Source organism: Peribacillus sp. P4_B1, assembly GCF_056402395.1.
Map to the genome: position 1 here is coordinate 1 of NZ_JBFUHM010000065.1, position 22,342 is coordinate 22,342.

Sequence of the window (22,342 nt, forward strand, 5' to 3'; positions counted from 1 at the left end):
GACGGACGTGTATAAGGTAAAGCCGGTATGATTTCTTTGTTAAATAGGTAGCTTATAATCGCYGGTGTTTTATAAGCTGCATCTGCGGCAACGGCTTCCGGTTTTCCAACTTTCTCAATCACWTGTTCAACTAGTGGCTCTAAGATCTGACTGTCATGTATATTTCCAGGTGTTACAATCGTTCCCAATACAAAACCGTTGCGGTCTGCGGCCGCGTGGAATGAATAGGCAAACTGTTTTGTTCGTTCATCTTTCACATAGTAGCTTTCTTTAATCTCTTTGGTCTTTTCTTTATCAAATTTATCTGATGGAAAAGGCTTCTTTCCATGGTTTTCACGATCTTGATTGATTTCTTCTTGAAGACGCCCTTGATACGCTCGTGTTTCTTTACGAACGATTTTCTTTTCAAATTCCCGTTTATTCGCACTGGCTTTCACATGTGTGGAATCTGCGAAAACGTGTTCAGCACTTATTAACTTTTTATTAGCAGCTGTCATTAAAATGTGATAGAAAATCTGTTCAAACAGGTCTGTATCTTTAAAGCGTCGCTCATAATTTTTCCCTAACGTGGAGTAGGAGGTACTTTATCATGGAAACCATAGCCAAAGAACCAACGGTAAGCCATATTGGTTTCAACTTTTTCAATCGTTTTACGCATGGAACGAATACCGAAGGTATATTGAATGAATGTCAGTTTAACTAAAATAACTCGATCAATACTTGGGCGTCCTACCTATGAATACATCTCTTTCACCAAAGTCATAAATGAAAGTGAAGTCAATGGCAGCCTCCATTTTACGAACCAAATGGTGCGGTGGCACCAGTTGATCTAACATAATCATTTCAAGTTGATCTCGCTGAATAGAATCATGTTTAGAAAGCATCCTCATCACCTCAAGTTTTAATACTTCTATTTTAAAACAAAAGTGTTTATCTAAAAGGTAAGACAAAGTTGATTGGAACGGAAGGTACGAGACTCCTGCGGGAAAAGCGCGTCTAGGGGAGACACCAAAGGCGAAAGCCGAGGAGGCTCCCCGACCGCCCGCGGAAAGCGAGTGCCTGGAGTGGAAATCAACGGCCAAATTGTACAACTCATAAAAAATAGACAAACTCGATTTTCCTCGAGTTTGTCTACAGTCTGAAAGGATGGCATCGGCCATCCTTTTTTTATTCAAATCAGCTGAAAAAAGATTTGATCGCGTCTATTAAACTGCTGAAGACTTCTTTCAATTTATCTAAGAATGATTGACCCTCTTCGGACTCAAGAAAATTGGAAAGCTTATCTTTGGCGGCAGTAAGCTGATCCCCGACAGAGTTCCAATCAATATTCAATTCTTTTAGTTTATTGAATAAATCAATTAAACTTTGAACTTGATTATCATTTAAGGCAATTCCCAGTTCTTTTGCTGAAGACTCGACAACATCGCGGACCTCTTCAGTGTTGGCCGGAGGATTTTCAGCCATTTCCTCTTTGATTTTCGTTACCAGTGCAGAGGCTTCCTCTGTACCGATTTCATCACCCAATTTAGCTGTTTTTACCATTTCTTCATTCGCTGCCTGCTTCACATCTTCCGGAATCTTCTTGTCTGAAGAGATTTCATAGGCTTTAATGACCCCTGTCAAAGCTGCTGTACCGGAAACGGGTATAGGTGCGGTGACATAAACGGTAGCATCTTTTACTCCAGCAGTTGCCAATGCGTTGATATACATTTCGTCTGTGACCCAGTTAATGTTTTTCGACTCCAGTTTAAGTCCAGTGCCTTTTTCCTCCAAAGTAATGGCAGAGGATGAAATAGCTTTTGTACCAATCAGCCGGCTGGCGATATAGTCTCCTAAGTATTCATGTTCCTCCGCATTTGTAACCGTTAGAACCTCAACATCATTAGGGGCTTTCATTTCAGACAAAACCATATTTTTTTGTTCATTTGTCAAATTTTCTCCTAGTGTGACGGTCATTTCACCAACAGCTGCATCTGCAAAAGCTTTATATGGCAATAATAGACATAAAAAAATGGTTAAAAAGACCCATTTATTCGTTTTTTTCATGATAATCCTCCTTAACTTTTCCTGCTGAATTGAGATCTTTCATTAAAAGAGCGGCGTTTTAAATAAAGATTCATAGTATTTGACGAAACAAAGGATAAAAAGGATACATATTTTCCTGAAAAATATTTATATAGCACAAAATAGCTATAGCTCTTTCAAAGGAGGAAGTGATTGCATCTTGTCTTTTATACCTATTATGCACTCTATGAATCTAAGGCCACTTTACCAATGTAGTAAAATCGAAGCAAGATTGCAAGGATATTTGTCAGATTGTGTTAAGTTATAGTAGAATGAATTCGTTATTTAAATATTTGGACCATTCATAAAAGGAGTATGGGATGAGGAAAAGCAATAAAACTCTTTTACTTATGATGCTTATTATCGCTTTGATGTGGGGAATCATATATTGGCTGTTTATCGCTTAGCACATAGCACATCGATAAATCAAGTGCTGAAAGTGATGTTGAAACGAACGAATTTTTTATGTATGATGGAAATGTTATATGTGAGCTTATTATTCTAAGCGAATTAATTAGAAACAGGTAGATAATAAAAACGTTATTTAGTAACGAGGGATATTATGTTGATTAAGTATAAGAAAAGTTATGAGAAGTTTGCCATGGGATTATTATCTTTCATGCCAAATGAAAAAGAGATAAAAACGCTTCGGAATACGATGAAGAATTATGAAACGGATGAAAACCTACAGCTGTTCTTATGGAAAGATGAAGAGATTACGGGCTTGATCGGAATAGAAGTCTCTCCAACCCACATTGAGATACAGCATATTTCTGTAAATCCATCCTTTCGGAAGCAAGGTATCGGTAAAACGATGGTAAGGGCCATCAAGGAGCAATATCCTGATAAAGAACTAAAAGCAAATGAGTTTACGGAAAGCTTTCTTGACAGGTGTGAAGAAGTCTAATATGAAAGTGGGAATGGAGGATCACCTTTAAGGGCGGTCCTCCATTCCTGTTTTTCGAAGGGATAGCTGCCGAGCCCTTTCAGAAATGACATCCGAACGGTCGCGCAATAAATGTTTATCAACAATTGATAAATTAGCCATGTCGCTACCTTCGCCCCATATGTACCCTTCCTGCAAACACATGGATTGGCATTTTTCGATCAACCCTTGATCCKCTATCGGAAGATTAATGCTTTCATATGGCTTTTGGGATAGCATCCGTTCATGTGTGTCCTCGAGCAATTTGAACAGTTTTTCTGGATCGAGCCCCAATTTCAGGAGCTCGGCTTGTTTAGAGTGGAGATTTGCAAGGGCTTTAGCAAGTGTCCTTGCAGCCCCTTTTTTGTTTTCCCTGCGATCATGGTATAGGGCAACCGCAATTTGGATGAGCCCGACCCAGTGGGAGTCACGTTCTTTTGGAGCGGTTTCCTTCCAATATTCTTCAAGAATTTCATGACATTCGAAGTAATCCCTTGTTCCATGGAAATGGACAAGGAAAGAAAGGTAGTCTTCCGCGTAATTCAATACGAGCACCCCTTTTGTTTGATGAAATCATCCAAGGTAAGGCTAAAAGCCATTTTCCATAGCTAGATATCCGCCATGTATCCACCCTAAGTTTAGCATAGAATTTTTTCTTGGAAAATAAAGAAAGCCGATTGCAAGGCAATCAGCTTGACTCATAAGTCAATTAACACCAACTAGCACCGACGATAATTAATAAAATGAACAATACTACAATAAACGCGAAACCGCCGCCGTGCCCAAAACCACCTGCACCCATAATAAGTACCTCCTTTGTTCTGCTGTTCTTACATTTCTAGACTATGTAGGATTTGAGAATGTGATTGGGCATTGACCCAATTTCACAAATCCCTTTTAAGAACTTTTCTAAGGTCCTAAATTATTATTATTGGATAAAGGGCGGCAATCCACTATACTTGATTAGTAAAAGAAATAGGCCTATTATCGGCCAATTAGATTTAAATGGGGTAATTTAATGGGTTATAATATAAAAATTGACGCTTTCGAAGGTCCGATGGATTTACTCCTGCATTTGATTAATCGCCTTGAAATAGACATCTACGATATTCCGATGGCTGATATTACAGATCAATACCTAGGATACATCCATACGATGCAGCACCTGGAATTGGATGTGGCCAGCGAATATTTGGTGATGGCTGCAACACTGCTTGCCATCAAGAGTAAAATGCTGCTTCCAAAGCATGAAGATGAACAATTGATTGATGAAGATGGAGAAATATTTGAAGAAGATCCACGGGATGAGCTTGTGGAGAAACTATTAGAATATAAAAAGTATAAGTATGCAGCTGAAGAGTTTAAAGGGATGGAAGAAGAACGCAGCCTGATGTTCACTAAACCCCCAAGTGATTTATCTGTATATGTTAAAGAAGCGGAAAGTGATAAACAAGAGTTGAATATAAGTCTATACGATATGCTCGGAGCTCTGCAAAAACTGCTCCGAAGGCAAAAAATACAAAAGCCGCTTTACACGAAAGTAACGAAACAAGAGATATCGATAGAAAAACGAATGGATGAAATCATGATTGAGTTACAATCAATTAAAGGGAAGAAAAGTTTTTTTGAACTGTTTTCGCTTCCGGTTAAAGAGCATATCGTCATCACTTTTATGGCAGTACTGGAATTAATGAAACTAAATGAAATCATCGTTGAACAGGAAGATAATTTTTCGGAAATCATGATTGCTGCTAAGGAAGGTGTAGAGCAAGTTGGAAGTTATTAATTGGAAAGGGATTCTTGAGGCATTATTGTTTGCAACAGGAGATGAAGGACTCTCCGTCAAACAAATTGCCTCTGTCCTTGAAATTACGGAATATCAAGCAAGAGACATCGTTGAAAGTTTAAAGGAAGAATATATATCGGATGTACGCGGGATTCAGGTGATTGAAATAGCGGGTGTTTATCAAATGACGACAAAAAAAGCACACTCGGATTACCTGAAAAGACTGGTGGAAACGACAAGCACACAAGGTTTGTCACAGGCAGCTTTGGAAACACTCGCCATCATTGCCTATAAGCAGCCGATTACTAGAGCTGAAATTGATGAAATTCGCGGGGTCAAAACGGAACGCCCCATCCATACACTTGTCACGAAAGTCTTAATAAAAGAGGTAGGACGTGCTGAAGGATCCGGCCGGGCTTATTTATATGGGACAACAAAAGAGTTTTTGGATTACTTCGGCCTAAATTCCATAGATGAATTACCGCCGCTCGCGGATAATTCGGATGATAGCTTTGAAAATGGTGAAGCCGATCTGTTTTTTGAAAAATTTCAGCAAACAATCGAATAACATTTTTTCCTGAATTGTGATAATATAGAAAAAAATGAATGCGGGGGGATTGCGGGTGCGAATTGTGGCATGCAATGGATTTGKGCTTGAAAAGGAAAAGTCAAATTCACCTGAGGACTTCTTTAATCGATCCGTTATACAATACATAAAGGATGGAGAAGAAAAGACGCTGAATGTACTGTATCTTCGCTATTTTGATGAGATGGTCACTCTTTGGACCCCATATCCCGCCAATCCTCTATTCAAAAGCCCTAACCGGGATATTTATATGGCCGATATCATTGCCATGGTCTGTCTGCTCAAAGACCCGAGCCTGGTTAACCGAAAACGTATATATATAAATGCAGAAAAAGAGCTGGCTGGTTATTTCGAAAATATAGATTTTGAAAAATTGGAGAAAGTGTTTATATCTATTGACCAAGCTAAACCATATGATATAGAATCACATGTTGACTATTATATTCAATCTTAATCATTTTGAGGAGGGTTCACGGTTGGGGAATACATTGGTAAAATCTCAGCTTGAGGATGTAAAAGGGTTTTTAGAAACGACAGTGGCTCAACTAGAAGAATTTATAAATGAGACGACCTATTCTAAGCTGCAAGAGGAAAAAAGCGGGGATGAAACCTATTATAAAGGGATCCTTTCTAGTTTAAGAAGAATGCTTGTAAGTTGTGAAGAGGGCTTGGAGGCTTGCCAAATCGTTCTGAAAAATGATGTTTTCAATAAAGCTGCAGCTGAAAAGACGCTTTATAGAGTTTATCATCAATGTATCGAAGAATACTTTTCCCCAAAATCAGATCGGTGGTTTGAGGACAGCAGATCTGCCTATACAGGAAAAAACTCGATTAAATTTCACCAAAGTGTACCTGACAGCATAATCTCCATTCTGAAGGCCGTGGAAAGTGGATTCCAGACCATGCGTGAAGAATTGGAGTTTTATGAAACGGATTACCGGACGAAAATGTTACAGTCAAGATAGAGAAGCAGCTAGGCTTAACAGGCCTAGCTGTTTTTTTAGCTATAAATGGAATCTCCGCTTAATCGAAACATAAAATACTTTGATGATTAAAAGTGCATGAAGGTTAAGAGGAGGTTCGAAGATGTCTGATGTAGAAGAGTATGCAAAAGACGTAAGTGAATGGGTTGATGGAGTCATGGAATATCTTGAGAAGATCGATATCACCGATTCGCAATTGTTGTCAAACATTGAACGACTTTCCCAGTTGACAAAAGGTTTGAATGAGGAAGAAATGGATGATGAGGATATGGTCCTGATTGAGGAAGAGATGGCACGGGTATACCAAGAAATTGAAGAACTCGCTAGAGAATTCAGTATACAGGAAAGGCAATCAGTGCCGATTGGGAGGCATACACTTCCGCCATTACCTTATGCCTATGAAGCGTTGGAACCGACGATTTCAAGGGAAATAATGTTTCTGCACCATGATAAGCATCATCAAGCATATGTCGATGGGCTGAATAAAGCGGAATTGATGATGCAAAAAGCGAGGGAGACGAAAGATTTTTCCTTGTTGAAGCATTGGGAAAAGGAAGCAGCTTTTCATGGGTCAGGCCATTATCTCCATACGCTGTTTTGGGAAGTGATGATTCCAGGAGGAGGCGGACAGCCAAAGGGAGATTTACTTAAACAGATTGAGAAGGATTTTGGAAGCTTTGCAGCGTTTAAAAGTCATTTTAGTGAAGCGGCCAAACAGGTAGTAGGTGTTGGCTGGGCGATTTTAGTCTGGGTTCCACGTGCGCGGCGGCTAGAAATACTTCAATCGGAATTGCATATGGTGTTGACCCAGTGGGATACGATCCCAATCCTTGTTCTTGATGTATGGGAACATGCTTATTACCTGCAATATAAAAATAATCGGGCAGGGTATGTGGACAAATGGTGGGACGTTGTAAACTGGCCGCAAACAGCGGTAAGGTTCACAGAAGCGAAGAAGCTTATTTGGAAAAAACAATAATTGATAAAATAAAGAAATGTCTAAGGAAAACCAATTCGCAGACGAGCCGTGATGGTTCGTTTTTTTTTTTGTCAGAAAATCCTGTATTAAGAATCTTTTAGGGAAAATATGGCAATGATATAAAGGGATGACTGACAATTTTATTTGAAACGGCCATTGATTCTCATTTGAACATTTTTATTTGATTGGAAAGGGGATGATATCAATTTCTGAAATAATGAGCATGTGTCTTGTTTTTAACCTTAAAATAACATTTAAAATGTGTTAAAGAGGCGATTTTGAAGTGCCATGGGTTTTTTAAAATAATTAATTTATATCAATATAAAAACTGTGACTAATTTGTGAACTTGAAAATTATTAAGGTATATTTATTGACTAATTTCTATTTAATAATTACTATAAATAGGAGCATATAAAAAAATAGCTATTGGAGGAATTTATTATGTCATTGATCAATAAACAAGTTGAAGATTTTAAAGTACAAGCTTACCATGCAGGAGAATTCAAAGAAGTTACACTTGAAGATGTTAAAGGAAAATGGGCAGTATTCTTTTTCTATCCAGCTGACTTCTCATTCGTATGTCCAACTGAATTAGCTGATCTTCAAGATAATTATGAAACATTCAAGGAAATTGGTTGTGAAGTTTACTCAGTTTCAACAGATACTCATTTCAGCCACAAAGGCTGGGCTGATGCTACTGATACAATCGGTAAAATTCAATATCCAATGTTAGCTGACCCAGCAAACGTTTTATCCCGTCAATTCGGTGTATTAATCGAAGAGGATGGATTGGCTCTACGCGGAACTTTCATCGTAAATCCAGAAGGACAAATTAAAGCATACGAAGTTAATGACTTAGGGATTGGCCGTAATGCAGAAGAACTTGTGAGAAAAGTTCAAGCTGCACAATTCGTAGCAGAACACGGAGATAAAGTTTGCCCTGCAAAATGGACTCCAGGTGAAGCTACTCTTGAACCAAGCCTAGACCTTGTAGGTAAACTTTAATTTTTAATGGGATGATCCATTTCTTTGATTAATGGATATATCCAGCAATTGATTACGATTACTGGGACAATTCGTCCGACAAGATCTAATGACAAAAGGCACTTACCTAAAATAAGTGCCTTTTGTTTTTCAAAATAATCAGTTTAGCACGCATTTTCTTTCAGCAAGGAGAACAAATATGAAAAAAATATATGATTTATTAATTATTGGCGGCGGTCCTGCAGGCCTCTCAGCGGGCGTTTATGCAGGAAGAGCTAAACTAAAGACAATAATTCTTGAAAAAGGAACTGGCGGCGGACAAGCTGCAACTACATCGGAAATAGCCAATTATCCTGGTATCCGCCATATTTCGGGCCCAAGGTTAGTTGAAGAAATGAAGCTTCAAAATGAAGATTTTGGCGTGGAATTCGCCAAAGCCGATGTAACGGGCGTGGATTTCTCCGGTGAGATCAAAGTCGTTAAAACCCTTGGTGGGGACTACCAGGCCCGCGCCGTCATCATCGCAACGGGTGCTACTCCAAGAACATTGGGCTTTCCGGGTGAAGAGGAATTCACTGGACGCGGTGTAGCTTATTGTTCAACTTGTGATGGCGAGTTCTTTGAAGGGTTGGAAGTTTTCGTTATCGGGGCAGGGTATGCAGCCGCCGAAGAAGCTATATTCCTGACACGCTTTGCTACAAAAGTTACAATCATCGCCCGGGAATCAAGCTTCTCGTGTGCCCCGTCCATCGTTGATAAAGTGATGGCAAATGATAAGATTGAAGTGAAATTCAATACGGAGATCCTTGGGGTATATGGGGACGGGATGATTCAAAGTGCCCGTTTCATCAATAACGAGACTAAAGAAGAATTTGAATATAAGGCGAACGAAGACAGTACGTTTGGAGTATTCGTTTTCATTGGTTACGAGCCGAAAACAGAGATTTTCACTGGCCATATCGAAATGGACCATGCTGGTTACATTCTCACGGATGATGATATGAATACTAATGTGAAGGGTGTATATGCGGCGGGCGACCTAAGGCCAAAATCTTTGCGCCAGATTATCACCGCTGTATCTGACGGAGCGATTGCAGCAACGGATGCCGGCAAATATATTGCTGAAGAAAAAGATCGTTTAGGCATTAAAGATGAACCTGAAGTTGAAAAACCGGCGAAAAAAGAACAGGCCGCTGTCCCAGCAGGAAAGAGCGCTTTATTAAGTGATGCGTTACGTGGCCAACTGAAGGGAATCTTCGGCAAGATGGAGAGCGACGTTACATTGGTGTCCATCGTCGATGAAAGTTTGCCAAAATCAGTCGAATTGCGAGACTTCTTGTTGGATGTTGCGGAATTAGGCGATAATCTTCATCTTGAGTTATACAACAAGGGGGAAAATACGGAAATTGAAGCAAAAATCAATGCAGATAAGTTCCCAGTCGTTTCCCTCTTAAATTCAAAAGGTGAATACAGCGGCGTCAAATACCACGGTGTACCAGGCGGCCATGAGCTGAATTCCTTCATCTTGGCTATCTATAACCTGGCCGGACCAGGTCAGGCATTGGATTCAGCCGTATTGAATTCAATTAAGGGAATCAGTAAAAAAGCGAACATTAAGGTTATGGTTTCGTTGGCATGTCACTACTGTCCAGACGTTGTAGTGGGTGCACAGCGCATAGCGATTGAAAACCCTAACGTTGAAGCTGAAATGGTCGATATAAGCAATTTCCAGGAAATTAAGAAGAAATATAAAGTCATGAGCGTGCCGGCTATGATCATCAATGATGAAGAAGTGGTATTCGGCGCTAAGAAAATAGATGAAATCGCTGMATTATTAGTATGATAGAACACTAAATCGATAGGGGACTKTCCTCCTATCGATTTTTTTATTTATTGGAAATGATCTTTGAAAATATGGAGATATCATGAAGGTTTACATTCTTTTTATTCATAACCCTTGTCCATTTGCATAAACTTGTACAAAAACAAGTAAAGAGACGAGGGGGCACTTATGCGTTTTTCATATAAAGGGTTATCAAGTTTGTGTATCGTCCTTCTCCTGTTGTCTTTTATGGCACCCTTACAAAGCGCCAAAGCAAAGGTTTCCGTAAGTGCCCATAGTGCGATTTTAATGGATGAGGATAGCGGAAGGGTCATTTATGAAGTGAATGCCCATGAAAAGAATCGTATAGCAAGCATTACGAAAATAATGACGGCTATCTTGGCTATTGAATCGGGACTAATGGATGAAAAAGTGAAGGTGAGCAGTACTGCCTTCGGGACGGAGGGATCATCCCTTTATTTAAAAGAAGGTGAAAGAATTAAGCTCGAAGATTTGGTTTATGGCTTGATGCTTCGTTCAGGCAATGATGCAGCAGTCGCAATCAGTGAAAAGGTTGGCGGAAGCCTGGATGGATTCGTCTGGATGATGAATCAAAAGGCGGAAGAAATCGGGATGAAAAATACTCATTTTTCAAATCCACATGGTTTGGATAATACGAAAAATCATTATTCAACCGCATATGATATGGCCATACTCACTCGTTATGCCATGCAAAATGAAACGTATGTAAAGATTGCCGGCACAAAGGAACATAGGGCACCTAATTCCACAGAACAATGGGATTATGTATGGAAAAACAAAAATCGCCTACTTACACAATTATATGAGTATTGCACAGGGGGGAAAACAGGGTATACCAAACTAGCAAAACGTACCTTGGTCACGACGGCAACAAAAAACGGGCATGATCTGATTGCAGTGACATTGAATGGTCCGGATGATTGGAATGATCATATTCAAATGTACGAAGCCGCCTTTAAGGATTATAAGCCAACAGAAATTTTACCTGAAGGCATGGTAAAGAACTTGGAAAATAAAATATATAAAGGGCATGTCTACATTAAAAAGGATTTTTCGTACCCACTAACAAAAGAAGAGACAAAGTTGGTCAATGTGAAAATGAAATTGTTGAAGCCTCAGAAGGATTGGAAAGATAAAAGGAAAATCCCGGAAGTGGTCGGCAGGGCATCCATCTATCTCGATGGAAAGAAAATAGGTACGCGTTCAATTTTTTATGGGGAATCAAAAGAAAGCTTCAAACAACAATCGTTCCAATCATCATGGGCCGAGGTATTTGAAGCGGTATTGGGAATCGAACGAAATGGTTAATTACATTTGGGTTGGGATGTTTGTGATCGGTATTGTATTTGGCATGATTAATGGGACCATGGATCAGGTGAATAAAGCTCTTTTTGTCAGTGCAAAGGAAGCGGTCACTCTTTGTCTGGGACTGATGAGCATTCTTGTCTTTTGGCTGGGTTTGATGAAAATAGCGGAAGAATCGGGACTGCTTGATAAACTATCCAATTTGTTCAAGCCATTCATGAGGTGGCTGTTCCCTGAAGTGCCGCCTAATCATCCGGCTATGGGATATATCCTTTCGAACATGATGGCAAACACATTCGGTTTGGGGAATGCCGCTACACCTCTTGGTATTAAAGCCATGGAGCAGCTAAAGAAACTAAATGGAGGAAAAGCAACGGTAAGCCGCTCGATGGTCACTTTTTTAGCGATCAATACCTCAAGTGTAACGTTGATTCCGACGACTGTTATTGCAATCCGCATGAATTACGATGCCCTCTCCCCGACAGACATCGTTTTCCCGACAATAATAGCAACAGCCATTTCTGCCGTTGGAGGAATCGCGATAGACCGATATTTTTATTACAGGAGAAAGAGAAGCGGGAGGGAATAGGATGTTACACTGGATGACCACCATATCAATTTGGATGATACCGATTTTGATCCTCTGTATATTACTGTACGGTACATTGAAAAGGATTCCCACCTATGAGACCTTCGTCGAGGGTGGGAAAGAAGGGATCAACATGTCCTTTTCCCTCATCCCTTTCCTGGTAGGCATGCTTGTGGCGATTTCGGTATTTAGGGCATCAGGGGCATTGGACTTCATTGTACAATTATTAAACCCATTGCTTTCCTTTCTTCATTTTCCGTCTGAGGTTTTACCCCTTGCGATTATTAGACCAATATCCGGAACAGCCGCTTTAGGCATGACCAGCGACCTTATATCGGTTTATGGACCGGATTCATTCGTTGGACGCTTGGCTGCCACGATTCAGGGAAGTACAGACACCACATTCTACGTATTGACCGTTTATTTTGGAGCGGTCGGGATCAAAAAAATGGGTGATGCCCTTAAGGTCGGTCTTTTGGCGGACCTGATCGGAATCATAGCTGCCGTTATCGTTGTCACACTAGTTTTCGGAATGAAGTAAAAGGAAGGAAATGGGCATCCCGTTTCTTTTTTTTTGTCTTTTTCTTAAACTAACGGCTATGATGGGCTATCGATTTTAAATGGGGTTCAAACTTTCATCTAAAAGAAACATTTTTTTGTATGGAAAAATAAGCTATGTTACACTCATTATGGAAACCAGACCATTTAACAGTCTCATTATTAGTGTATTGATAAAAGAAAAGCTCTTAATCGCGAAAAACCTTTTGTTTTTGCCTCTCCATATGTAATAATTGTATGATTGTGTATGTATAGACAATAACAAACGAATGATTATACTATGGGGTGAAGATAGATGGAACGATTACAAAAGGTGATAGCACATGCTGGACTGGCTTCCCGCCGTAAAGCAGAAGAGTTGATTTTAGAAGGCAAGGTAAAAGTGAACGGCAAAGTAGTGAAGGAATTAGGCGTGAAGGTGGGTCCTAATGATAAGGTTCAGGTTAATGAAGTCCCGCTTGAAAAAGAAGCTCCTGTTTATTTCCTATTCTATAAACCGCGCGGTGTCATTTCGGCAGTTTCGGATGATAAGAATAGAAAAGTCGTAACGGACTATTTCCCTTACATCAATGAGCGGATTTATCCAGTTGGCCGCTTGGATTACGATACTTCAGGTTTGTTGATTTTAACCAATGACGGAGAATTTGCAAACACGTTAATGCATCCGAAGCATGAAGTGGATAAAGTGTATGTTGCAAAAGTAAAAGGGATGCCTTTGCGTGAAAGCTTGAAAAAGTTGGATAAAGGTATCAAATTGGAGGATGGCAAGACTGCTCCAGCCAAGACTAGGGTATTGTCTACCGACAAAAAAAAGGAAACGGCCATTGTTGAAATCACAATACATGAAGGCAGGAACAGGCAAGTCCGCAGGATGTTTGAAGCAATCGGCCATCCCGTCATAAAATTGAAGAGGGAACAATATGGTTTCTTGACTTTGGACGGTTTAACAGCAGGAGATTCCAGGGAGCTGACTCCACATGAAGTTAAATTAATGAGGACTTTAGCATCGACCGAACCTAAACAGCGGAGAATGTAAAAAAGAATATTTCCTTTATTAATAGGTTGAAACCACTACCCCATTTTTCCTCTGGAAGAATGGGTGGTGGAAAACAACCTGTAAATACCTTTTCTTTCATGAATCGGGAATGAATGTCACAAAACCTTCAGAAATGTAAATAAAATGGGCATGGTGTTGAATGGTATAATGGTATGGTTAAATTTAGTGTGGCATTAGGAGGATCTCTATGGATAAGAAGAAGCGACGCCTAATAAGCAGGACCATCATTCTTCTGCTTTTAGGTGCAGCTTTAGTGTTTGCCCTTTATACGAACTTCACTAAAGATAAGAATGAAAGTCTGAGAAAAGGATCAGATGCACCCAATTTCGTTTTGACTGATATGGAAGGCAAAGAGCATAAACTTTCTGAATACAAAGGAAAAGGCGTCTTCCTGAACTTTTGGGGTACATATTGTAAGCCGTGTGAATATGAAATGCCTTATATGGAAAATCAATATAAAAACTTTAAGGACCAGGGCGTTGAGATATTAGCGGTCAATGTCGGGGAATCTGACTATGCTGTCAATAATTTTATTACAAAGCATAATCTTACCTTTCCAGTCATGATCGATAAAGGCAGGGAAGTGGAAAATGCCTATCGCGTGGATATTTTGCCAGTTACCTTTTTGGTCGATAAAGAGGGGAAAGTGGTAGATATCATCACCGGAGCTTTGACAGAAAAGAGCATCCAAAAGCATATGGAGAGAATTAAACCATAATATTGGGGAGTTTTTGACATGAAAGAAGTAAAATGCGATTGTGGTCATGTAAATCCGTTTGGCACAAAGATTTGTGGGAAATGCGGGATGGTCCTTGGTAACGAAAAAGAAAACAAGCTTATTGATATGCGATATGAAGGAACTGCCAGGCGTTCACAAACATATAAAAAAACGATCATTGATAAAATATGGAACTTCTTTTCTTCCGTTAAGGTAGGGGTGACGCTCATTGTCATTGCCTTGGTCGCTTCAGCTATCGGGACGATCTTACCCCAGGAAATGTATATACCTTCAACCGCGACGCCTGCAGAACATTATGAACTGGAATACGGCTGGTTCGGGAAGGTGTATTATGAACTCGGGTTCCATAATTTATATAGTTCATGGTGGTATTTGATTATCATAGGCATGCTGGGCACATCACTCCTGATTGCCAGTATCGATCGTTTTTTTCCATTATATCGATCGTTAAAAAAACAAGGGGTCACACGTCATGACGGTTTCATGAAGCGTCAGAGGCTTTATGGAGTGACAAAGCTTGAAGACCAAGATATAAACCTTGAAGAAGTAAAGAATAGATTAAAAAGGCAGCGTTATCATATTCGCGAGGAAAACGGTCATATACTTGCCGAAAAGGGGCGTTTTTCACGTTGGGGACCCTATGTAAATCATATTGGACTTATCATTTTCTTAATTGGAGCATTATTGCGTTCTGTCCCCGGGATGTATATCGACAAAGTACTTTGGCTACGGGAAGGTGAGAGAAAAGAAATCCCGGGTACAAATGGTGAATACTATCTTCAGAATAATGAATTCACCTTAGAGGTGTATGACAAAGGAAATAAAGAAGATGAACAATACAGTGCTGCAATAGATAAAACCGGTACGATTGCCAAAACCTATCAATCTGATGTTACGCTTTATGAGCGCAAGGGTGATTCAATACCAGGGGAAAAGGTGGATCTTGATAAGGTAAAAGATTATAAAATCAAAGTAAATGAACCTCTGAAATATGATCATTATGCCCTTTACCAAGTAGATTATAAACTTGATGAGCTCAGTACGATGGCTTTTAATTTAATAAATAAAAAAACCGGGGAGAAATATGGCAGCTTAAAGGTTGATTTGAATAATCCTCAAAAGAAATACGAGTTGAAGGAAGGATATTCTGTTGATTTGATCAGTTACTTCCCTGATTTCGAATTCGATGATAAAGGTGTACCTAGAACGATATCGAAGATTCCGAATAATCCAGCATTTATCTTTAAAATGCATACTCCGGATAAGCCAGAGGGTGAAGTCAGTTTCGTTGCGATTAAAGAGACTGTGGAGCCTTTAGGGGAAAACACTTATAAAATGGCTTTTAATGGTGTGGAAACCCAAGATGTCACGGCTTTGACCGTAAGGAAGGATTTAACGCTTTGGGTCCTATTCACAGGTGGAATCATTTTCATGATAGGCGTTGTCCAAGGCTCTTATTGGAATCACCGGCGTATATGGATCAAGAGGAAGGATGATGAAATATTAATGGCCGGCCATACAAACAAAAACTGGCACGGTATTAAAAGAGATATAGAACAAGCGATAGAATCAACATCTCTTTGCGAACCAACGGATCAACTTGAGGAGGAGAAATCTTCTACTAAGGGGGAAGTTTTAAATGGCTGAATTAAGCAGTAACTTTTTATATGCAGCTTTCTTATTATATCTGCTCGCTACCTTTTTATTCGGGGGATCGATAAAGGATAAAAGTGGAGCGGAGGAAAAGAAACAAAATAAATGGGCTAAACTGGGCATTTTCATTACCATTCTCGGTTTCACTGCGCAAATTGGGTATTTCATCACTAGATGGATCGCTGCCGGCCATGCCCCGGTAAGTAACCTGTTTGAATTTACGACCTTTTTCGGAATGATGCTGGTCGGTGCTTTCATATTAATTTATTTCCTTTATAAAACACCCGCCCTTGGGTTATTCGCTTTACCGATTGCGTTATTGATAATCGCATATGCAAGTATGTTCCCTACAGAAATTTCGCCACTCATTCCTGCTTTGCAAAGTGATTGGCTTCATATTCATGTAACGACTGCAGCGGCAGGACAGTCGATCCTTGCCATAAGTTTCGTTACTGCCATCATTTATTTAATCAAATTCGTCGATCAGACACAATCAAGCAAAAGAACGTTCTGGCTTGAAGRCATCATGTTCACATTAGTCTGCACCATCGGATTCGTCATCATCACTTCTTCTTTTGCTGCGATGGATTATAAGGCGAATTTTGATTGGGTCGATAAACACGGAGCCGAAGTCAAACAGGAATTCAACTTACCGGCATTGGTTGGTCCTAATGAAGGGAAACTTATCGAGACGGATCGATTTGAACCACTGGTGGACATGCCTCCACTGATCAATGCCAAGAAACTGAATACTGTACTTTGGTCATTCGGTATGGGGCTCGTCTTGTATGGTTTAATAAGGTTGATTGCTCGCAAAAGAGTGGCAGCATTGATTAAACCGATCGTGAAAAATGTGAATTTGAATTTATTGGATGAGATTAGTTATCGTTCGGTCCTTATCGGTTTTCCGATTTTTACACTCGGTGCCCTCATTTTTGCAATGATCTGGGCTCAAGTGGCCTGGACACGATTCTGGGGCTGGGATCCGAAAGAGGTCTGGGCACTGGTTACTTGGTTGTTTTATGCAGCTTTCTTGCATCTGCGCATGTCAAAGGGATGGCAAGGGGAAAAATCAGCTTGGCTTGCCGTCATCGGTTTTGCCATCATTATGTTTAACTTGATATTCGTCAATCTTGTTATTGCTGGTTTGCATTCATATGCTTGATTCTGTATTGTAATATTTAGATGAAGGGGGTCTTTTGAAAGAAACGTCGAGGAGTTGGCTTATCGATTTTTCTGGAGAATGATCCTTTTTTCCGTCACTCCCTTTAATAAGGATATTTCGGTGAAATAGCATTCATGAACTTTTAGTGAGCGGTCGAAGTCTTTTTTTGTGACAAAATGGTGAAAGGTTCATGGAAGCCATGCAAAATTGGCTCTTTATCGTACTTTGTGCGGAAAAAGTATTAGTCATGGAAGTTTTCATTTTGTAGAATATATGATAGGAGGCTGATTACATAATGTATAATGCTATAAAAATTCTCGTGGTGGATGATGAGGAAAGAATCCGCCGGCTGTTAAAGATGTATTTGGAAAGAGAAGAATACATAATCGATGAAGCTGAAAATGGAGATATGGCTTTATCAAAAGCCCTTGATAATGATTATGATTTAATTTTATTGGATATTATGATGCCTGGTAAAGATGGAATCGAAGTTTGCCGTGAATTAAGGGAGAAGAAAACGACACCTATTATCATGCTGACTGCTAAAGGGGAAGAAGTGAACCGCGTTCAAGGGTTCGAAGTGGGTACCGATGATTATATCGTAAAGCCGTTCAGTCCTCGTGAAGTCGTGTTAAGGGTAAAAGCTTTATTACGTCGCTCTTCAAGCACGAGTTACATGCAGACGGAAACAACGGCAAAAGATGTGATCGTCTTCTCACATCTAACGATCGATAATGATGCCCACCGTGTACTTGCTGATAGCAAAGAGGTTTCTTTAACACCAAAAGAATATGAATTATTATATTTCTTAGCGAAATCCCCCGATAAAGTTTTCGATAGAGAGCAATTGTTAAAAGAAGTGTGGCACTATGAATTCTTTGGAGATCTTCGAACTGTAGACACGCATGTTAAACGCTTACGTGAAAAATTAAACCGCATATCCGAAAACGCAGCCAAGATGATTGTCACTGTTTGGGGTGTAGGTTACAAGTTCGAAGTCATTAATGACTGATGCTATGGGGCAGTGTTGTTGGGAAGCTATGGGCAACGATCCTATTGCTCGTGTCGTTTGTATTAATCGTTTTAACCGTTCTGCTGGTCGAATTCTTTCAGAACTTCCAAATTGAAAATATTGAAAATAATTTAACCAAAACGGCTGAACAAATCATTAAGGTAACCAATGACCATCAAGGATCTAACAATGAGGTTTTACAAATAGCTTCGGAATTAATAGGCAACGAAACGAAAATGATCATTCTTAACGATGAAAAAATGGTATTCTCATCCATCGGAGGAGAAAAGGAGTTTGAAATCACGGCGGAATTCATTAAGAATGATCCCGAATTGCTCAAGGTTTTTACGGATAGAAAGACAGTCAAAAAGGAAATCGCATTATCCGATGATGCGGGTAAAGAGGAATTATCCGCAATTGTTGTAGGGATTCCACTTGAATTGAATGGGGAACAGGATGAAGTTTTCTTATTTCAATCGTTGGAATCCATGGAAGAAACCACAAAGTCCACTACACAGTTCATTTTATTGGCAGCGGGCATCGCCATCATATTGACAACGATTTTTGCTTTCTTTTTATCTACAAGAATCAATGCCCCATTGGTGAAGATGAGGGAAGCCGCGCTAGCGATTGCCCGGGGGAAATTTGATACAAAGGTTCCTATCTTGACTCAAGATGAGATTGGTGAGTTGGCCATAGCGTTTAATCAGATGAGAAAGCAACTGAAATTCAATATGAATGCACTTAGTCAGGAAAAAGAACATCTCTCAAGCATTCTTAGCAGTATGGCTGATGGGGTCATTACCTTCAATAAAGATGGCACAATCCTTGAAACGAATCCGCCAGCGGAAAGGTTTCTGCAATCCTGGTACTTTGAGAAAGGCTATAACCGGGAGGATAACGTGAATGTCCCCTTGGTTTTGATGAATCTTTTTGATGAATCAGAGTCCTTCGATAAGGAGCGAGTCGGTGAAATTACCTTGCAAGGCCGTGATTGGGGTTTGATTGTCAGCCCGCTATATACAAATGCCGACAATATCCGGGGAGCGGTGGCCATCATACGGGATATGAGTGATGAAAGACGTATGGACAAACTTAGGACGGATTTCATAGCGAATGTCTCCCATGAGTTAAGAACGCCAATTTCCATGTTGCAAGGATATAGTGAAGCGATCGTAGATGACATTGCGAGCAGTGAAGAGGAAAAGGTGGAAATGGCCCGAATCATCTATGATGAATCTTTGAGAATGGGACGTTTAGTCAATGACCTGCTTGATCTGGCTAAATTGGAATCGGGAAAAATGAACCTTAGCTTTGAATGTGTGCCTATATCTCCTTATTTAAAGCGGATAACAAGTAAGTTTTCCGGACTTGCCAAAGAAAAGGGGATCACAATATCAGCCAGTCTTCAAGACAATGAAATCGAATGGCAATTTGACCCTGACCGGATTGAACAGGTTTTGACTAATTTAATTGATAATGCGATTCGTCATACTCCTTCAGGCGGTAACATTGATGTCATCCAGAGGACTAGTGATCGAAGGGGTCTGATCATTGATGTGAGGGACTCTGGATCAGGTATTCCCGAAGAGGATTTACCTTTTGTATTCGAGAGGTTTTATAAAGCGGATAAAGCAAGGACCCGCGGCAGATCAGGTACCGGATTGGGGTTGGCAATCGTAAAAAATATAATCAATGCCCATGACGGCTACATTTCGGTAAACAGTTTACCTAATAAAGGGACAACGTTCAGTTTTATCCTGCCTCGAATTATGGAAAATGCTGAATGAATGACGGGTAGCTTGCCAAAAAATCTTGTTTCATACAAAACTGTGAAGACAAAGGCAATTGGATTCATTTCCAACTTGTCTTTGTTTTTTTAGGAGAAAGATGAGAAGCCTCGGATATGTGGCAATTTACGGAATTTTATAATAAGATTAAAGCCGAGGTATGTAACTTTTATTTAGGAATGACGACTATATTTATGAACGGATGTGGGGAAATGAAGGATTCCGTTTTCCACGATCTTTATGAAAAATATCATCAGGAAATTTATCAATTCATTTATTATATGACTAAAAATCGTGAAACGGCTGAGGACCTTGTTCAGGAGGTCTATATCCGGGTGTTGAAGGCCTATGAACGCTTCGAAGGAAAAAGCAGTGAAAAAACGTGGATTTATTCGATTGCAAGAAATGTGACAATTGATTTTTTTCGGAAACAAAAAGGGTGGAAAGACAAAATCTTCCCTAACTTTGATTGGGATAGGCAATTGATTAAAGATACACAGCCCATTCCGGAAGAAGTGGCTATCATGAACGATGATATCCAAGATATTTATCAATGCTTAAACCGGTGTACCACGAATCAAAGATCTGTCATCATTTTACGATATATTCAGAGCATGTCCATTACGGAAACTGCCGAAGTATTAAATTGGAGTGAAAGTAAGGTAAAAACGACCCAGCACCGTGCTTTAAAGGCAATCAAAAAATTGATGGAAGATTCATCAGGGAAGGAGGGCCACCGCATTGAGAAAATCCCGTTGGAAAGAAAGCGAAATTGAAGACATGCTGCGCGAACTTCCAAAATTAAAAGATGACCGAACAAAGGCAGAGGTGTTTGCGGGAATACATGATAAAAAGAGAAAGAAACACTGGATGCCTCTAATTGCGGGTGTTACCTCCTTATTCTTATTGGTTGCTTTTGCGTCATCATTAATTATTGGGAAAAAAGGAACTACAAGTCAAGAGGAGACCGGCAGTAATGGGAAATTTTCCATTTCTGAAAATAAGGAAACGACAGAACATGAACGGCAGGGTATCAAAGAAGATACATCAGAAGATAAACAGGATAATCAAGAGTTTTTGGGTAAGCGAGTGGAAATTGAATCTAACGACGAGGTTTCAGAAATAGAACCATTAAAAGGTGAAAAGGAAAAAACTTTTGTACATGCGATTTATCAAGACGACCTGAAAAATGCTTCGTTCATTACCATGGGCATACCGGATGATCAAATGAATTTCATCGTTCCCATCTCAATAAAACTCAAACATAATGACGAATCGAATACACTGAATCGGTTAGTTAACCAAATGTCCAATATCGATGAAGAGCAATATGGGCTATTTGACTATTTTCCGCTTGATATAAAGATTAGCCAAGGAAAAGAGATGAACACTGCTAATATTGACTTTCGAAAAAACAGCCGGCTATTGGATGATGATACACTTTTTCTCCACTCGATGGAAGAAACGCTTTCCTATAATAATATTGAGAAGATGACTTTTTCTACAGGTGGTAAGCAAGGTGCAATGTTTGCACATGAAGGATTTTTAAAGGAGGCGGATATTCCTCATCAAAAAAAACGCACATACCTTCTTTACCAAAGAGATGAATCCTCTCCAAGGTTTCTTGTTCCAAGCAATCTGGATTATCAGGACTTCGAAGAGGCGCTTCAAGCTGGAAAAGGGAAGCCGGACATTGAGGGAATATCACCTGCAATCCCGGATGACCTGAATTGGGAAAGTATACGTTCAAAAGGAGATCTTGTGATCATTAATCTATCAGATCAAGCTGCTATTGAAAATAGCAAGGAATCCCTTCAAGCTTTAGAAGCCATTCTCTTCATTGCTAAGGATTTTGGTTTTGAAAAAGTGAAATTTGAAAATGCTCCTATTGAAGAGGTAGGCAAGCTGAATTTAACTGAAGCCATAGTGGTGCCCAAAGCACCGAACCAAGTCAATTGATGCAGGGAGTTAGGCTAAATGATGGGGAGAAGTACATGTAATGGTGCTGAAGAACGTACATATTAAAACACCCTAAAAGAAAAGTGCCCGCGCATGACGAGGCTGCTGAAAAACTCACGTTTTTCTAACTAGTACGGTAAATCAAATTAAAAAAAGACGATTCTCATTCGGTACTTGAATGGAAATCGTCTTTTTTTGCTTCTGTTTGTCACTTTTTTAGGCCATTAATTTCAATATTCTTTTCAAGTTAACGGTGAAAATAGCCATTGCTCCTTGTAATTCCATGCCAAGTAGACCCGAGGATTTTGCAACATCATACCCGTGCCTGTGTTTCAATTCACTG

22 protein-coding genes and 1 pseudogene are annotated in these 22,342 nt (G+C 39.8%); 19 read left to right on the forward strand and 4 right to left on the reverse strand.

All coding sequences use genetic code 11. The annotated features are described in order from the left end of the window. Together AC1DVK_RS23680 and AC1DVK_RS23685 are read right to left on the reverse strand one after the other, a co-directional pair. Positions 1-884: pseudogene (locus AC1DVK_RS23680) on the reverse strand (transposase); the annotation flags it as partial. A gap of 292 nt (positions 885-1,176) precedes the next feature. Further along, the gene (locus AC1DVK_RS23685; protein ID WP_477627523.1) at positions 1,177-2,046 is read right to left on the reverse strand and encodes a DUF1002 domain-containing protein; all 870 of its coding nucleotides are present in this window, start codon (positions 2,044-2,046) and stop codon (positions 1,177-1,179) included. Positions 2,047-2,626: 580 nt separating this feature from the next. Here AC1DVK_RS23685 and AC1DVK_RS23690 point away from each other — a divergent pair. Next, complete coding sequence (locus AC1DVK_RS23690; protein ID WP_061463928.1) at positions 2,627-2,971, forward strand: GNAT family N-acetyltransferase; 345 nt, start codon at positions 2,627-2,629, stop codon at positions 2,969-2,971. Between the two features lie 27 nt (positions 2,972-2,998). Here the strand turns inward: AC1DVK_RS23690 and AC1DVK_RS23695 are convergent, their stop codons facing one another. Continuing rightward, entirely contained in the window at positions 2,999-3,535 is a 537-nt protein-coding gene (locus AC1DVK_RS23695; RefSeq protein WP_477627524.1) for a DUF309 domain-containing protein, read from the reverse strand. Between the two features lie 163 nt (positions 3,536-3,698). After that, the gene (locus tag AC1DVK_RS23700; RefSeq protein ID WP_283897220.1) at positions 3,699-3,791 is read right to left on the reverse strand and encodes a YjcZ family sporulation protein; all 93 of its coding nucleotides are present in this window, start codon (positions 3,789-3,791) and stop codon (positions 3,699-3,701) included. 216 nt (positions 3,792-4,007) lie between these two features. Here AC1DVK_RS23700 and AC1DVK_RS23705 point away from each other — a divergent pair, with 216 nt between their 5' ends. From AC1DVK_RS23705 to AC1DVK_RS23790, 18 genes are all read left to right on the forward strand, one after another. Beyond that, on the forward strand, positions 4,008-4,775 hold the full coding sequence (locus AC1DVK_RS23705; protein WP_061463926.1) for a segregation/condensation protein A: 768 nt from the start codon (positions 4,008-4,010) through the stop codon (positions 4,773-4,775). Beyond that, positions 4,762-5,343, forward strand: coding sequence for an SMC-Scp complex subunit ScpB (scpB, locus tag AC1DVK_RS23710; RefSeq protein ID WP_061463925.1), 582 nt, complete (start codon positions 4,762-4,764; stop codon positions 5,341-5,343). Before AC1DVK_RS23705 ends, scpB begins: the two co-directional genes overlap by 14 nt. Before the next feature lie 55 nt (positions 5,344-5,398). Continuing rightward, positions 5,399-5,815 (forward strand): hypothetical protein, encoded by a 417-nt coding sequence (locus tag AC1DVK_RS23715; RefSeq protein ID WP_477627525.1) that lies wholly within the window; start codon positions 5,399-5,401, stop codon positions 5,813-5,815. A gap of 22 nt (positions 5,816-5,837) precedes the next feature. After that, positions 5,838-6,326 carry a YpuI family protein gene (locus AC1DVK_RS23720; protein WP_034308117.1) on the forward strand — a complete coding sequence of 163 codons (489 nt, stop codon included), beginning with the start codon at positions 5,838-5,840 and terminating at the stop codon, positions 6,324-6,326. A gap of 121 nt (positions 6,327-6,447) precedes the next feature. Next, complete coding sequence (locus AC1DVK_RS23725) at positions 6,448-7,323, forward strand: superoxide dismutase (RefSeq protein WP_410860424.1); 876 nt, start codon at positions 6,448-6,450, stop codon at positions 7,321-7,323. A gap of 442 nt (positions 7,324-7,765) precedes the next feature. Beyond that, positions 7,766-8,329: an alkyl hydroperoxide reductase subunit C gene (ahpC, locus tag AC1DVK_RS23730; RefSeq protein WP_057217417.1), complete on the forward strand. Its 564-nt coding sequence runs from the start codon at positions 7,766-7,768 to the stop codon at positions 8,327-8,329. A gap of 178 nt (positions 8,330-8,507) precedes the next feature. Next, entirely contained in the window at positions 8,508-10,151 is a 1,644-nt protein-coding gene (locus tag AC1DVK_RS23735) for an FAD-dependent oxidoreductase (protein ID WP_477627526.1), read from the forward strand. 168 nt (positions 10,152-10,319) lie between these two features. After that, a complete protein-coding gene (locus AC1DVK_RS23740; protein ID WP_410860427.1) occupies positions 10,320-11,480 on the forward strand; it encodes a D-alanyl-D-alanine carboxypeptidase family protein in 1,161 nt (386 codons plus the stop codon). Next, complete coding sequence (locus tag AC1DVK_RS23745; protein WP_477627527.1) at positions 11,473-12,066, forward strand: nucleoside recognition domain-containing protein; 594 nt, start codon at positions 11,473-11,475, stop codon at positions 12,064-12,066. Before AC1DVK_RS23740 ends, AC1DVK_RS23745 begins: the two co-directional genes overlap by 8 nt. A 13-nt stretch (positions 12,067-12,079) precedes the next feature. Then, on the forward strand, positions 12,080-12,607 hold the full coding sequence (locus tag AC1DVK_RS23750; RefSeq protein WP_375166287.1) for a spore maturation protein: 528 nt from the start codon (positions 12,080-12,082) through the stop codon (positions 12,605-12,607). A gap of 312 nt (positions 12,608-12,919) precedes the next feature. Further along, positions 12,920-13,660, forward strand: coding sequence for a 23S rRNA pseudouridine(2605) synthase RluB (gene rluB / locus AC1DVK_RS23755; RefSeq protein WP_061463918.1), 741 nt, complete (start codon positions 12,920-12,922; stop codon positions 13,658-13,660). Between the two features lie 208 nt (positions 13,661-13,868). Continuing rightward, on the forward strand, positions 13,869-14,399 hold the full coding sequence (gene resA / locus AC1DVK_RS23760) for a thiol-disulfide oxidoreductase ResA (protein ID WP_089361438.1): 531 nt from the start codon (positions 13,869-13,871) through the stop codon (positions 14,397-14,399). A gap of 18 nt (positions 14,400-14,417) precedes the next feature. Continuing rightward, positions 14,418-16,067: a cytochrome c biogenesis protein ResB gene (resB, locus tag AC1DVK_RS23765; RefSeq protein WP_410860429.1), complete on the forward strand. Its 1,650-nt coding sequence runs from the start codon at positions 14,418-14,420 to the stop codon at positions 16,065-16,067. Next, positions 16,060-17,238 carry a c-type cytochrome biogenesis protein CcsB gene (ccsB, locus tag AC1DVK_RS23770; RefSeq protein WP_477627528.1) on the forward strand — a complete coding sequence of 393 codons (1,179 nt, stop codon included), beginning with the start codon at positions 16,060-16,062 and terminating at the stop codon, positions 17,236-17,238. Before resB ends, ccsB begins: the two co-directional genes overlap by 8 nt. A 295-nt stretch (positions 17,239-17,533) precedes the next feature. Next, complete coding sequence (locus AC1DVK_RS23775; RefSeq protein ID WP_089361435.1) at positions 17,534-18,250, forward strand: response regulator; 717 nt, start codon at positions 17,534-17,536, stop codon at positions 18,248-18,250. Then, the gene (locus AC1DVK_RS23780; protein ID WP_061463913.1) at positions 18,247-20,040 is read left to right on the forward strand and encodes an ATP-binding protein; all 1,794 of its coding nucleotides are present in this window, start codon (positions 18,247-18,249) and stop codon (positions 20,038-20,040) included. The genes AC1DVK_RS23775 and AC1DVK_RS23780 overlap by 4 nt, the downstream gene beginning before the upstream one ends. A gap of 194 nt (positions 20,041-20,234) precedes the next feature. Beyond that, positions 20,235-20,816, forward strand: a complete 582-nt coding sequence (gene sigX / locus AC1DVK_RS23785; protein ID WP_081109019.1) for an RNA polymerase sigma factor SigX — start codon at positions 20,235-20,237, stop codon at positions 20,814-20,816. Next, positions 20,782-21,999, forward strand: coding sequence for a hypothetical protein (locus AC1DVK_RS23790; RefSeq protein WP_410860431.1), 1,218 nt, complete (start codon positions 20,782-20,784; stop codon positions 21,997-21,999). Before sigX ends, AC1DVK_RS23790 begins: the two co-directional genes overlap by 35 nt. The last annotated feature ends 343 nt before the right edge of the window (positions 22,000-22,342 follow it).